At 67.0% G+C, this 12,560-nt stretch carries 16 protein-coding genes; 6 read left to right on the top strand and 10 right to left on the bottom strand.

Translation table 11 applies throughout. From position 1 onward, the window contains the following. Positions 1–4: 4 nt before the first annotated feature. From AC3WOB_RS22435 to AC3WOB_RS22420, 4 genes are all read right to left on the bottom strand, one after another. Entirely contained in the window at positions 5–703 is a 699-nt protein-coding gene (locus tag AC3WOB_RS22435) for a glutathione S-transferase family protein (protein WP_492276232.1), read from the bottom strand. 113 nt (positions 704–816) lie between these two features. Then, a complete protein-coding gene (locus AC3WOB_RS22430) occupies positions 817–1,665 on the bottom strand; it encodes an arylamine N-acetyltransferase family protein (protein WP_492276323.1) in 849 nt (282 codons plus the stop codon). Between the two features lie 16 nt (positions 1,666–1,681). Continuing rightward, positions 1,682–2,209 (bottom strand): GNAT family N-acetyltransferase, encoded by a 528-nt coding sequence (locus AC3WOB_RS22425; protein WP_013394973.1) that lies wholly within the window; start codon positions 2,207–2,209, stop codon positions 1,682–1,684. Positions 2,210–2,298: 89 nt separating this feature from the next. Beyond that, positions 2,299–2,793, bottom strand: a complete 495-nt coding sequence (locus tag AC3WOB_RS22420) for a DUF2938 domain-containing protein (protein WP_492276231.1) — start codon at positions 2,791–2,793, stop codon at positions 2,299–2,301. A 79-nt stretch (positions 2,794–2,872) separates the two neighbouring features. Here AC3WOB_RS22420 and AC3WOB_RS22415 point away from each other — a divergent pair, with 79 nt between their 5' ends. Beyond that, positions 2,873–3,310, top strand: coding sequence for a helix-turn-helix domain-containing protein (locus AC3WOB_RS22415; RefSeq protein WP_013394971.1), 438 nt, complete (start codon positions 2,873–2,875; stop codon positions 3,308–3,310). 34 nt (positions 3,311–3,344) lie between these two features. On the opposite strand, the gene AC3WOB_RS22410 is transcribed toward AC3WOB_RS22415, so the two are convergent. Together AC3WOB_RS22410 and AC3WOB_RS22405 are read right to left on the bottom strand one after the other, a co-directional pair. Then, positions 3,345–3,758, bottom strand: coding sequence for a DUF4168 domain-containing protein (locus AC3WOB_RS22410; RefSeq protein ID WP_013394970.1), 414 nt, complete (start codon positions 3,756–3,758; stop codon positions 3,345–3,347). Positions 3,759–3,969: 211 nt separating this feature from the next. Further along, positions 3,970–4,782, bottom strand: coding sequence for a sulfite exporter TauE/SafE family protein (locus tag AC3WOB_RS22405; protein WP_013394969.1), 813 nt, complete (start codon positions 4,780–4,782; stop codon positions 3,970–3,972). Between the two features lie 125 nt (positions 4,783–4,907). On the opposite strand from AC3WOB_RS22405, the gene AC3WOB_RS22400 reads away from it, so the two are divergent. Together AC3WOB_RS22400 and AC3WOB_RS22395 are read left to right on the top strand one after the other, a co-directional pair. Beyond that, on the top strand, positions 4,908–5,675 hold the full coding sequence (locus tag AC3WOB_RS22400; RefSeq protein ID WP_492276230.1) for an AraC family transcriptional regulator: 768 nt from the start codon (positions 4,908–4,910) through the stop codon (positions 5,673–5,675). Positions 5,676–5,738: 63 nt separating this feature from the next. Further along, positions 5,739–6,926: an FAD-dependent oxidoreductase gene (locus AC3WOB_RS22395; protein WP_492276229.1), complete on the top strand. Its 1,188-nt coding sequence runs from the start codon at positions 5,739–5,741 to the stop codon at positions 6,924–6,926. Positions 6,927–6,943: 17 nt separating this feature from the next. On the opposite strand, the gene trhA is transcribed toward AC3WOB_RS22395, so the two are convergent. Further along, on the bottom strand, positions 6,944–7,588 hold the full coding sequence (trhA, locus tag AC3WOB_RS22390) for a PAQR family membrane homeostasis protein TrhA (RefSeq protein ID WP_013394966.1): 645 nt from the start codon (positions 7,586–7,588) through the stop codon (positions 6,944–6,946). Between the two features lie 210 nt (positions 7,589–7,798). On the opposite strand from trhA, the gene AC3WOB_RS22385 reads away from it, so the two are divergent. Both AC3WOB_RS22385 and AC3WOB_RS22380 read left to right on the top strand, forming a co-directional pair. After that, entirely contained in the window at positions 7,799–8,881 is a 1,083-nt protein-coding gene (locus AC3WOB_RS22385) for an extracellular catalytic domain type 1 short-chain-length polyhydroxyalkanoate depolymerase (RefSeq protein WP_492276228.1), read from the top strand. 138 nt (positions 8,882–9,019) lie between these two features. Then, complete coding sequence (locus AC3WOB_RS22380) at positions 9,020–9,541, top strand: DUF1993 domain-containing protein (RefSeq protein ID WP_492276227.1); 522 nt, start codon at positions 9,020–9,022, stop codon at positions 9,539–9,541. Here the strand turns inward: AC3WOB_RS22380 and AC3WOB_RS22375 are convergent. Together AC3WOB_RS22375 and AC3WOB_RS22370 are read right to left on the bottom strand one after the other, a co-directional pair. After that, positions 9,538–10,041: a VOC family protein gene (locus AC3WOB_RS22375; protein WP_013394963.1), complete on the bottom strand. Its 504-nt coding sequence runs from the start codon at positions 10,039–10,041 to the stop codon at positions 9,538–9,540. The genes AC3WOB_RS22380 and AC3WOB_RS22375 overlap by 4 nt on opposite strands. A gap of 54 nt (positions 10,042–10,095) precedes the next feature. Further along, on the bottom strand, positions 10,096–10,452 hold the full coding sequence (locus AC3WOB_RS22370; RefSeq protein ID WP_013394962.1) for a DUF1428 domain-containing protein: 357 nt from the start codon (positions 10,450–10,452) through the stop codon (positions 10,096–10,098). Positions 10,453–10,622: 170 nt separating this feature from the next. On the opposite strand from AC3WOB_RS22370, the gene AC3WOB_RS22365 reads away from it, so the two are divergent. Beyond that, entirely contained in the window at positions 10,623–11,603 is a 981-nt protein-coding gene (locus tag AC3WOB_RS22365; protein ID WP_041654061.1) for a GlxA family transcriptional regulator, read from the top strand. A 60-nt stretch (positions 11,604–11,663) separates the two neighbouring features. Here AC3WOB_RS22365 and AC3WOB_RS22360 read toward each other — a convergent pair whose 3' ends face one another. Further along, the gene (locus AC3WOB_RS22360) at positions 11,664–12,218 is read right to left on the bottom strand and encodes a hypothetical protein (RefSeq protein WP_492276226.1); all 555 of its coding nucleotides are present in this window, start codon (positions 12,216–12,218) and stop codon (positions 11,664–11,666) included. Positions 12,219–12,560 lie beyond the last annotated feature (342 nt).

Raw genomic sequence — 12,560 nt, 5'->3', positions numbered from 1 at the left:
CGCCTCAGGATTGCGCCGTCGGCGCGCGGCGCGCCAGGCCGCCGTAGGCGTCGAGCAGCCGCTCGCGCCAGGCATGGACTGGGTCGTCCCCGGCCAGCAGTTCCAGCACGCTGGTGCAGCGCGCCCACATGAACATGCCGAACACGGCATAGTCGGCATAGGCCGGCTGCTCGCCCGCCAGATAGGGCTGCTTGCCCAGCATCTGCCGCAAGGGCAGCAGCGCGGCACGCAAGGCGGCAACCTGATCCTCGTAGCCCGCGGGCAGGTCTTCCAGCTTGCCGAAGCGCTTTTCCCGCGTGGCGCGGAAATAGTCCCGGTCTTTTTCATGGATCAGGCCGTGGATGCTGGGCAGCAGCAGCCGCGCCAGCGTCGGCACCAGCGTGGTGTCGGCCCATGAATTCGCGAACAGGCTCAGCGCGCGGCCGCTGGCGCCGCCGAACAGCGAGGGCCGCTCGGGGAAGGTGTCTTCCAGATAGCAGGCGATCTGCCAGGAATCGCTGACCACATGCGTGCCGTTGACCAGCACCGGCACCAGCTTCTGGCCGGAAAAGTCGATCGCTTCCTTTTCCGTGAAGCGCCAGGGCACCGTGGTCGCGCTCAGGCCCTTGTGGGCCAGGGCCATGTGGGTTTTCCAGCAATGCGGGCTGAAGCGCAGCGAGGCATCGGCGCCGGCCAGGTCATAGAGGGTGAGTTCCGGGGTCAAGATACTGCGCTCCTTCTACGTGTCGGTGAGGGAATCCGGAACAGGATAACCGGTTGCGCAGGCAGCAAGGCTGACTGGCGCCCGACAACGCGCGCGCTGGCCGTTCGGCAGGGTCAGCCTGGAGCGAGTTCGGCGACGCCCGCTTCAGCGCTGTGCGCCGCGACACGCCGGAACAGGCTGACGGCTTCATCGAGGCCAAGATCGAGGTCGAAGCGTTGCCGCAGGCATGCTGCCCACGCCGACGCGTCGGCATATTGATGCTTCTGCAGGCTGCCGTCGTTGTCGCGGCGGGTGTAGGTATCGTTCACCATCAGTTCGCGGGCGCCGGGCTGGGTGCGGCTGATGAGCAGGCTGTTCAGGAACACCGACTGGGGATGGGTCGAGGTGTACCAGTTGCCGATTTCAAAATCCACGTCGGCCGCGGGTTCCAGCGTGTAGCGATATACCGTCTGCCAGCCGGCGGACGTCTGGAACTCCAGGCTCAGCTCATCTCCCGCCAGGGCGATGCGGAACACGCCGTGGGGAGTGGTTTGAGCGATACCGGGCAGGAATTCCAGAGGGGCGGTCTGCGTAGTGGATCCGAAGGCTACGTCGGCGAACCAGCTGCGGCCCTCCAGTTCCACGCGCAACAGCATATGGGTCAGCCCCGTGTGGATTTCCGCGGGCACCTGCCAACGCACCCGCGCGATCAGCGGGGTGACGTGAAAGCCCATCTGTCGCAGTACGGCAAGCAGCAGCGTGTTGTGCTCGAAGCAGTATCCGCCGCGCCGCCGCGCGATCATCTTTTCAACAAGGGCGTCCAGGTCCAGTGGAACGCGTTGGCCGGTATACGGCGCCAGGTTTTCAAACGGGATGGCTTGCGGATGCAGCAGATGGAGTTGCCGCAGCGCGTCCAGCGTGGGCTCGACGGAGCCGTGATAGCCGATGCGATCGAAGTAGTGCGCGAGGAAAGCGTCTGGAATTGCAGTCATTCAGGGTCTACCCAAGTTTGCGGCCCAACAATTGGCCGGGCCAACCGTTTACGTCGAAGGTCGAGATCCGGGCGTAGCCGCAGGATTCATAAAAGCGCACCAGGGCTTCGCTGCCGCCGCCGTAGCAGTCCACGCGCAGGCGGTCCACCCCGGCGGTCCGCGCCTGATCATCGGCAAAGGCCAGCAGGCGTCTGCCGATGCCGCGCGCCCGCGCATCCCGGGAGGCGACGAGCAGTCTCACGTAGACTTCCGGGCCGGTTGCCGCGGGCACGTAGGGCATGGCGTCGCCCAGTACCAGCGCGCCATGGATGCCGCCTCCCGGCCCCTCGGCCACCCAGGCCCCGGGCAGCGCGCAGGACTCCGTCACTCGCGCGATACGCTGCGGCAACGCCGACCAGGGCTCGCTTCCCCATTGGCCCTCGTTGCCCATGCCGACGAACCAGGCAATCACCTCGTCGAAGATCTGCAATACGGCGGGAGCATCCTCCACGCTCGCGCGGCGGATCGTCAGTTCGTCAGCGGGTTTTGCGGTCAAGGTCAAAATTCCTCCGGGTCTGGGTCGTTCAGGGGATTCCTGCTCGGCTCCATCTTAGATGGCTCGGCCTGGAGCATGCCGGGAAGGCGTCAGTCCCACACCAGCTTGAGCAAGGCGGCGGACAGATAAAGGCCGTACCCGAACACCGCATGCGTCACCAGGCTGCGCAGGCGGTTCTTCCAGGGCGTAGGCGTGCGGGATGCGGCGATGCCTGCGCCCATGGCGGGCTGCATCAGGAAGAAGGGCATGACGACGGTCGCCAGGCCCACGGCCACGGCAGGCAGCCAGGTGGGATCGCGCAGCCACGCCGCGCCCTGGACGCCGATAAGCAGCGCGGCGAAAGCGAGGCCCACGGCGTAGTGGATCGTCCACCCCAGGGGTGATTCGCCGGGTATGGTCTCGGCCCGGCCGATATTGGCGTGCGCGTATGTTCCCCGGCACAAGTGGCCCACCCAGCGGCCAACCATCGCGTAGCCCAGCGTGGGCATGCCCAGGGCCTTCTGGAGCATGGCCCACAGGTCCATCACGACGGTCGCGCCGATTCCGATCAAAACTACTTTTGCCGCTATTTCCATCGATATCATGTCCGGTCCTTGCATTGATGAAATCATCGTATGCGGGCATGATAAAAGTTGAAGTCAACTTCAAGTCAAGGAGAGCGCCATGGATATTTCGGAAGTGGTCCGGCGCACGGGCCTGCCGGCCTCCACGCTGCGGTTCTATGAAAATAAGGGCTTGATCGCGGCGGTCAGCGCCGCCGGCGAGCGTCGGCGCTTTGCGCCCGGCGTGCTGGATCAACTGGCGCTGATTGCGCTGGGGCAGGCCGGCGGCCTGTCGCTGGACGAGATCCAGGCCATGCTCACCCCCGAGGGAGCGCCGCAGGTGGACCGGCAGTTGTTGCTGGACAAGGCCGACAGCATCGACGCGACCATCAAGCGCTTGCGGGCCATGAGCCAGGGCTTGCGCCATGCCGCGGTATGTCCGGCCCCCAACCATGCGCAATGCCCGACTTTCCAGCGCCTGCTCAAGGCCGCGGCGGGCAGGGTGAAGCAGGGCAGGACGGCAACCGGAAAACAAAAAAACGCCACCCGTCCAGAGTAGGACGGATGGCGCCAGGGCTAGCTCTCGGAGAGCCTTACTTCGCGGCGGGGGCGCCCTTGCCCATGCTCATCAAGCGTTGCTTGAGCTGGGGGTCCTGCTGTATGGCCTGGCCGATGCCGTTGAATTCCTCGACGCTCAGGCCGTCGGCCTGCACCAGCTTCACCATCTTGGCGTCGGCTTCCTCAACGACCTTCTGCTTGGCCTGATCCGTCTTGGCGGCGTCGACCTTGGGGCGGTATTCGTCGACGACGCCGGAAATCTTCTGCGATGCCGAAGCGAAACGCTGCAGTTGCTGGTCGGTCGGCTGGATCGCGGGCGGGGGCGCCATGCGCGGCTGGGCCTGGGTCTGGCCTTGGGCCTGGCTGGCTTGCTGCGCAAGGGCGGGAGCACCGGACAGCGCCGTCGCCAGCACGGCGGCGGACAGGAATGCATAAGTGGAACGCTGCATGAAACCTCCTTGTTCCGGTTGAATGTCGGGCCATGATGACAACCCGGCCCGCCTCGGGGCAAGTTTCGCGATGTGTTTTCCTGTGTCGGCAGGCCACGGGATGCGCAAGCGCCCTGGGAGGGAGCCCCCCAAGGGCGCGGCGGAAACGTTTTGCGCGGTTTCGTAGTCGCTGCTGGCCGCGATGTTTCCTTAGGTTTTTGCGGGACGGGTCCTAGATGAGCAGCATGCTCAGCATCACCAGCGCCAGCAGCAGCACATAGACCCGGGCGTGCAGATGGTCCGGGATGCGCGGGATCAGCGGCGCGGCCAGGCGGATGCCGGCCAACGAGCCCAGCGCCAATGCGGCGAAGGCCAGCAGATCCACATAGCCCACGACCCACGGCGCCAGGGGCGCGGCCAGGCCGCCGGCTGCCGCCATGTAGGCCAGCGTTCCCACCACCGCCACGGGCAGCGTCAGCGGATTGGCCATCGCCGCCGCCTTGGCCATGGGCAGGCCGCGGCGCCGCAGCAGCGGCACGGTCATGACGCTGCCGCCCACCCCCAGGAAGGCAGCGACCACGCCGATGGCCAGGCCGCCGCCCACCAGCACGCCGTGGCCCAGCGGACGGGGCTGCTCGTCCCCCTGCGCCATGAAGCCCTGGCGCAAGAGGCAGTCCAGGATGGTCACGCCCAGGTAGGCGATGAAGGCATAGCGCACCAGATCGCCGCTGGCGCGGGTGGCGGCCAGCGCGCCCAACGCCGCGCCCACGGCGATGAAGCCGGCCAGGGGCCACACATAGGCGCGCAGGATGTTGCCGGCGCGCTGGTGCTTGCGCGTAGCCGCGATCGAATTCACGATCATGACGCAGGTGGACGTGGCCACCGCGATGTGCATGGCCGCCAGGCCGATGGCGTCGTGCGCCCCGTGCGCGGACGTCAGCACCGCGTACAGCACGGGCACCACGACGAAACCGCCGCCGAAACCGAACAGCACGGTGGTCACGCCGCTCAAGCAGCCGAACAGGGCCAGAATCAGATAAAGCATGCTGCGTCCTTCCAGGGAAAGCAGTCACGATACGGCTGCGGGCCGTGGCCCGCTTTCGAGGATGAGACAATAATGTTCGAGTTTCGGCCAATCGACGCGTCGCCGCGCAGGCGGCTTCCCAGGCTATGCGCAATACCCACATCGACCGCTACGATCATCTGGACCGCGTCGTCGTCGCCATCGGCAACGACTATCCGCCTGGCCGGCTGCTGCCAGCCCATGCGCATCGCCGCGCCCAACTGCTTTACGGCGCCACCGGCGTCATGCATGTTGTCACGCGCGATGGCACCTGGGTAGTGCCGCCGCAGCGCGCGGTGTGGATCCCGGCGGGCGTGACGCACCAGGTCCGCATGCTGGATGTCAGCACCCGCAGCGCCTACATCGAGCCCGGGGCGGCGCGCGCGGACCGCGGCGCGTGCGAGGTGATCGAGGTGTCGCCGTTGTTGCGGCAGCTGCTGCTGGACGCGGTGGACATGCCGGCCGAGTACGACCTGGCGGGGCGCGACGGCGCGCTGGCGGCCCTGCTGCTGCATGAGGTCGAGCGCGCGCCGGTGCTGCCGCTGCATATCCCGCTGCCGCGCGACAAGCGCCTGGCGCCCTTGTGCAGGGCCTTCATCGCCGCGCCAGACGCGCGCGCCGCGCCGCAAACCTGGGCCGAACGATTGCATATGAGCCCGCGCACATTCAGCCGCCATTTCCGCCAGCAGACGGGCATGGCGTTTTCGGAATGGCGTCAGCGCGCCTGCGTGGTGCTGGCCTTGACGCGGCTGGCCGCGGGCGATCCGGTCACCGCCATCGCGCTGGATTTCGGCTACCAGAGTCCGGCGGCGTTCTCGACGATGTTCCGGCGGGTGTTGGGCCGGCCGCCCACGGAGTACCTGCGCGAAGCGTGAGGGCAGTTGGTACTATGCCGGCTCCCGCGGCAGCCCCTTCGGGCAGCCGGGCTAGGCCACTCCATGACTACTACGCAATCGCCGCTATCCATCGGCATCGCCGGCGCGGGCAGCGCCGGACTGGCCGCCGCGCTGGCGCTGGCGCAAGCCGGCCATCAGGTGCGCGTCTTCGAAAAGCACCAAGGGTTCACCACGCTGGGCGCCGGGCTGCTGCTGCAGCCGCCTGGCGTGCGCGCGCTCAAATCGCTGGGCGTGGACGTGGCGGCGCTGAACGTGGGCGCGCCGATCGACCGCCTGCTGGGCCTGTCGCATCGCGGCTGGCGGGTCGTGGACATCGATTACGTGGGCGACGGCGCGCGGGCGGTGACGCGGGCGGCGTTGGGCGGGGTGCTGTTCGAGGCGGCGCGGCGCGCGGGCGCCGAGTTCTCGTTCGGCTGTCCGGTCGAGACGCTTGCGACCCGCGAGGGCAGGGCGCACGTGACGCACGGCACGGGCGAAGCCCGGGCCGAGTCCAGCTTCGATGTGTTCGTGGTGGCCGACGGCGCCGCCTCCGCGCTGCGCGAGCAGGTCGGGCTGGCGGCGAGTTCGCGCGTCTACGCGTGGGGCGCGTTGTGGGGCCAGTTCTGGACGCCCGATTGGGCTGGCGCCACACAGCTATTGCAGCGCTTTCGCGGCACCCGCGAAATGATGGGCCTGCTGCCCACCGAGATCGGTCCGCGGGGTGTGCGGCTGTCGCTGTTCTGGAGCATCCGCCACGATGCCTTGCCGGCCTGGCGCGCCGCGCCCATCGGCGCCTGGAAGGAGCGCATGCTGTCCCTGTGGCCCGAGGCCGCGCCGGTGGTGGACCAGATCACGCGGCACGACGATCTGGCGGTGGCTACCTACCGCCATACCTGGCCGCGCGGATTGGCCGCGGGTCCGTATTGCGCCGTGGGAGACGCGGGCCACGCGATGAGCCCGCAACTGGGCCTGGGAACGACCCTGGCAGTGCTGGATGCGTTGGCGCTGGCGCGGAACCTGGCGCAGCATGGCGCGGTCGCCGGGCCGGCGCGCTACGCCCGCAGCCGGCTGCTGCCTTCGCGCATGTACCAGACGCTCAGCCGCGCCTTGACGCCTTGCTTCCAGGCGTCGGGGCCGGGGCTATGGCGCGATCTGCTGTTCGGCGGCGGGCTGTTGGTGCCCGGCATGAAGGCGCTGATGAAGCGCGGACTGCTGGCCATGCCGCAGCCGGGCGGACCGGGCCGCGGCTGAGCGTTGCGGGGCGGCGCTCAGGCCGCGTACCAGAGCACGGCGAAGAAGTGGCAGGCCGTGCCTGCGAGCACGAACAGATGCCAGATGAAATGGCTGTAGCGCCAGCGGTTGTCGAGCACGAAGAACACCACGCCGCCGGTGTAGGCCAGCCCGCCCGCCACCAGCCACCACAGGCCGCCGCTGGGCACGCGCTCGATCAGGGGATTGACCGCGATGATGACCAGCCAGCCCATCGCCAGATACAGGCCCGTGGAGATGGCGGGACGGTTGAGCCGCTTGCTGGCTTTCAGCCCTACGCCCAGCAGCGCCATGCCCCAGACCAGGCCGAACAGGGTCCAGCCCCAGGGCCCGCGCAGGGCGCCCAAGGCGAAGGGCGTGTAGGTGCCCGCGATCAGCAGATAGATGGCGGAATGGTCCAGCACGTTGAACAGCTGCTTGGCGCGGCTCTTGGGCAGCGCGTGATAGATGGTGGACGCCAGGTACAGCAGGCACATCGTCGCGGCGAAGACCGCAGCGCCCGCGATGAAGGCGGCGTCGCCCTGGCGCACGGCGGCCAGGATCAGGATGGGAGCGGAGGCCAGGGCGCCCGCGGCGCCGACGCCGTGGCTGATGGCGTTGGCGATTTCCTCGCCCAGAGTCTGGGGTCTGTCGTTGGGGAACATGAATGCGTCTTGGTTGGTTCAGGTGTACACCTTAGGCGCTTTGGCGCGGCGGCTCAAGCCGACAAGCGGGCTTGCCGCGCGCAGCGTGCAGCCCATTTGATCTACTGCAAATCGGGTGGGGCGCCGGCACGCGAAAAGGGCAGTCTGGAAGTTACTCTGTGATACATTCAGCGCGCAAGCAAACGCAGGTTTACTGGCCGAGGCCTCGCAATGGCGCGCAGTTTTACCAATCTGTTTTTCAAGGCCGCGAAGAAGATCGGCAAATTGCAGCGCGCCGCCATGCGCATGGCCGTTCCCAAGACCGCCAAGAAGCGCGGCGCGCCCAAGCGCAAGGCGGCCAAGCCGGCGGCGGCCTCTGCCTCGCGCAGCGCCGCCGCGCCTTCGTTGGGGGCGGGCCGCTGGGAAGCCTCCCGGCAATTCTCGGACGGGCAAGGCCGCCGTCTCACCTTCGCGCGCTACACGCCCGCTGCCGCGCCGCGCGCCGGCATGCCGCTGGTGGTGATGCTGCACGGCTGCAGGCAGACCTCGCTCTCGTTCGCCCGCGGCTCGCGCATGAATCAATGGGCCGACGCGGGCGGCTTCATGGTGCTGTATCCGCAGCAGTCCATGGCTCGTCAGGTGCAGCGCTGCTGGCGCTGGTTCCAGCCGGACGACGCGCACGGCGGGGCGGAAGCCGATCTGATCGCCGCGCTGATCCGCGCGGAGTGCGCCAAGTATGCCTTGGACCCCGAACGCATCTACATCGCAGGCCTGTCGGCGGGCGCAGGCATGGCCGCGCTGGTAGCCTTGCGGCATCCGCGCCTGATCGCTGCGGTGGCCATGCATTCCGGGCCGGTGGCCGGCGACGCCCACAGCGCCACCGGCGGCATCGGCACCATGCGGCGCGGCGCGCTCAAGCCGCTGTTGCCCTTGCTGGAAAAGGTCGCGGATCCGGCCGTGTTCCGGCTCGGCATGCCCGCCATGATTCTGCAAGGACAACTGGACCCGACGGTGGCGCCGCGCAACGCCAGGCAGTTGTTCGAACAGTTCCGTGCCGTGAACGACCTGCCGCCGGAAAGCGTGCCGGTCGAGCGCGTGCTGGGCCTGGGTACCGACAAATCCTACCGTCGCGTGGACATGCTGCGCGGCAGCCGGACAGTGCTTCGGCTATGCGAAATTACGCTGGTGGAGCATGCCTGGAGCGGCGGCGACGCCTCGGTGAGGTATCACGCGCGCAGCGGGCCGGATGCCTCGGCGTTGATCTGGCGCTTCTTTCAGGGACAGCGCCGCGTGGCCCCCGGCCAGACGGAATAGGCCAGGGTCCGGGCGCCGCGGTTTCGAACGCGTAAGGGGCCGGAGCCCGGCCTCGGGCGCGGCGGTAAGATCAGCGTATTCCCCGGCGCGCCGACGCGTCCCGCGCGGGCCGCCCAGTTCTTGTCCGGAGTCCCCATCATGTCTCTTTCCATGTACCAGGCCAGCGTGCCTGCCTTCATCCGCGGCCTCAACGTCCTGGCCGCGCTGCTGCAAAAGGCCGCCGATCATGCCGCGGCCGCCGGCATGGATCCGGCCGAGCTCATCAATGCGCGCCTGGCGCCGGACATGTATCCGCTGAGCGGCCAGATTCAGCGCGCCAGCGATGCGTCCAAGTTCGCCGTGCAGCGCCTGTCGCGGGTGGAAGCGCCCAAATTCCCCGACGAGGAAACCACTTTCGAGCAATTGCAGCAGCGCATCGCCGCCACCATTGCGTACTTGCAGGAGGTGGCGGCGGATAGGCTGGATGGCGCAGAAGGCCGCAAGGTTTCGCTGGCGTTCGGCGACTTCAAGCAGGAATTCCGCGGCGACGACTATCTGCTGACGTTCGCGCTGCCGAACTTCTACTTCCACGTGACGACGGCGTACGCCATCCTGCGCCACGCGGGAGTGAAGATCGGCAAGCTGGATTTCCTGGGACCGTATCCGCAGCCGGCCGCTTAACCCTGTTTCTTTGACGGATCGCCGCAGCCGTCCATCGGACCCATCTTCGCCATGTTCTCCTGCACCTCTTGCGGCGTCAGGTCGAACTTGTGCGTGGCGATGGACCAGCGGTGGCCGCAAGGATCCACCACCTGGCCATAGCGGTCGCCCCAGAACATGTCCGCCACGGGCATGGTCACCTGGGCCCCGGCCGCCACCGCCTGTTTCATGGCGGCGTCCACGTCATTGACGTAGAGATGCAGCGTAACGGGCGTGCCCTTGAGCGCCTTCGGACCCAGGCTGCCCCATTCGGGGAAGTCGTCCATCAGCATCATGACGGAATCGCCGATGCGTATGGCGGCATGCATGATCTTGCCGTTGGGGCCGGGCAGCCGCGCCAGCTCCTCGGCGTTGAAAGCCTTTTTGTAGAAGTCGATGGCATCCGCCGCGCCTTCGCACACGATGTGCGGGGTGAGCGTGTGCATGCCTTCGGGGATGGGTTTGCTTGCAGGATTTGCCATGGGGGGTCTCCAGAATGTTCAGTTTGAAAGGGCGGGGAAGGATTCCCGATCGCCTCAGTTTCCTACCAGCGTGGTGAAGCCGCCCCAGCACATGCGTTTGAAGTCGAATACGCCTTCGCAGCAGTTTTCCCCAAGGCGGGGGTCAGCCATGACCTTGGCATTGATCTCGTCGCGATCCGCCTTGCTGGCGTAGGTGATCCACGCGAACACCACCGTCTCCCCCTCGCGCGCGCCGGCGGCGGCGCTGAACGAGCCAGCGCCTTCCTTGTCGATATCTTCCGCGACGCATTCGCGGTAATCCAGCGCGCCATACTCCAGCCAGACTGTCTGCGCCTGTTGGGCCATCTTCCGGTAGGTTTCGAGGTTGGCCTTGGGCACCGGCAGCAGGAAACCGTCTACATACTTTTCCATTAGTAACTCCTTGGATCCACGTTGTTCTGTTCCGCGCCAGGGCGCCCGCAAGCCGCCTCTGGCGCAGCCCGGATCTCATTCCGGTAAGTGTCACTGTATCGAGATCGGCAGCGATTTCCGATAGGCAATTGCGACAATCTTGAGGGTGGATTGCGACAGCCGGCGGGGGTATGCTTTGCAGGATGAAAAACGTCGCTTTCCTGCTGCCCCTGGGGGCGAACATCGCCTCGCTGGAAACCGCCAGGCACGGCTTTCTGGTCGCCAACGAATACCTGGCCGCGCATGGGCGCGAACCCCGGTTCACGGTGCGCACCCTGGCCCTGACCCGCGAAGTCCGGCTGGACCAAGGCCGCATCACGGTGCAGGCCGACATGGTCCTGGCGGATGCCCATGACATCGACATCTGCATCGCGCCGCCGTTGCTGGGATCGGTGTCCGACGCGGTGCTGTCCAACCGCGAACTGATCGAATGGCTGTCGCGCCATCATCGCGAGGGCGGCGAAGTCGCCAGCCTGTGCATGGGCGCCGCGCTGTTGGCAGCGGGCGGCGTGCTGGACGGCCAGCAGGCGGTGGTGCACTGGGTGGCGCAGAACCTCTACGCCAGCCTGTTTCCCAGCGTGCAATGGGTCAGCGACCGCATCGTCATGGCCGACAACGGCATCTACACCAGCGGCGGCGCGTTCTCCGCCGCGCATCTGGTGCTGCACCTGATCGAAAAGTACACCGATCGCGATACCGCGATCTGGTGCGCCAAATACTTCCAGCTGGACTGGAGCCGCCAAAGCCAGCTGCCGTTTACGGTGTTCATGGGGCAGAAGTCCCACGCCGACGAGGTGGTGCGCGCGGTGCAGGACTACATCGAAGGCCGCTACACGGAAAAGATCACCGTCGAGGAACTGGCCGACCGCCACGCCATGGGCCGCCGCACGCTGGAGCGGCGCTTTCGCCAGGCCACGGGCAACAGCATCGTGGAATATGTGCAGCGGGTGCGCGTGGAAGCCGCCAAGAAGCGGCTGGAAACCTCGCGCAAGAGCGTGGCCGAAGTCATGTACGAAGTTGGCTACAACGACACCAAGGCCTTCCGCGATATTTTCAACAAGTACTGCGGCATGTCGCCGGTGGGCTACCGCGAACGCTACCACTTCCAGTAGCTGCTTCAGCGCCGATACCGGTACGCCCGCGTATCGCGCGGCCTGCCGATTCGAGGCGGCCTACCTCAGCGTTGTCGCCGACACCCGGTCCGGATACCAGGCGGTGAATTTCATCGCGCCGGCCAGCGCCGCCACCGTTACGGCGATCGCGATGGCCTGCGGCAGTTGCGGCCTGTACAGCAGCAGCGCGTCGGCCGCCACCATGGTCGCGAAGGCCAGCGCCCAAGCCATTGCGACGGCATAGTTCATGCGGACGTAGCGGCGGTTCTTCCAGACATACTCCGGTTCTTTTTCCCGCGCGTACTCCAGGGTGAATGGCCGGCGCAGCGCCAGGGTCAGCAGCACCAGGACCAGCATCCCGGCGTCGACCCGCAGGCGCGCCTGCGCGATCGTCCAGGAATCGCCGTCCACCATCGGGGCATACAGGGTCAGCCCCATGAACAGCAGCAGCGTGCCGGTTTCCAGGATCTTGATGCGCCGTTCGGGGCTGAGCCAGTCGCGCAGCATCAGCCCGGCGGATACGAAGGTGCCGGCCGCCAGTCCTTCCAGTACGCCGACGGTTCTTTCTATGATGACAAACACGATGAATGGCGTGAACGCCAACAGGATATTCATCTTGGTTCCCCGACCTTGAGCGCGCGCCTCTGCGCGTTTGCAGCGTCGCCTTGAGAATCAAGACGCGAACTTGTCTACTTACGCCTGTCCGCCAGGGTGCGGTATATGACGCCGTTCGCCTATCGCCTGGATGGCGGGGCGCGGATGGACCATTTTCCCGGCGGCCTGGCGCTCCATCCGCCATCTGGCCGGCGCCGGCCAGACGGGAGGAACTAGTGCGAGGATGGCGTGCAGCCCGTGGGGCTTACGACCTACGGCTTCCTCCCCGGTACGAAGCCGCCGGCGTTGATCCGCCGGCCGGCCTCGGCTAATGTCATGCGTTGAGCGAAACCCTGTCCCCGA

Source organism: Achromobacter sp. FW305-C-30-7, from assembly GCF_058783105.1.
Note: the sequence above shows the minus strand (reverse complement) of the source record. Positions and strands in the feature narration are given on the sequence as shown.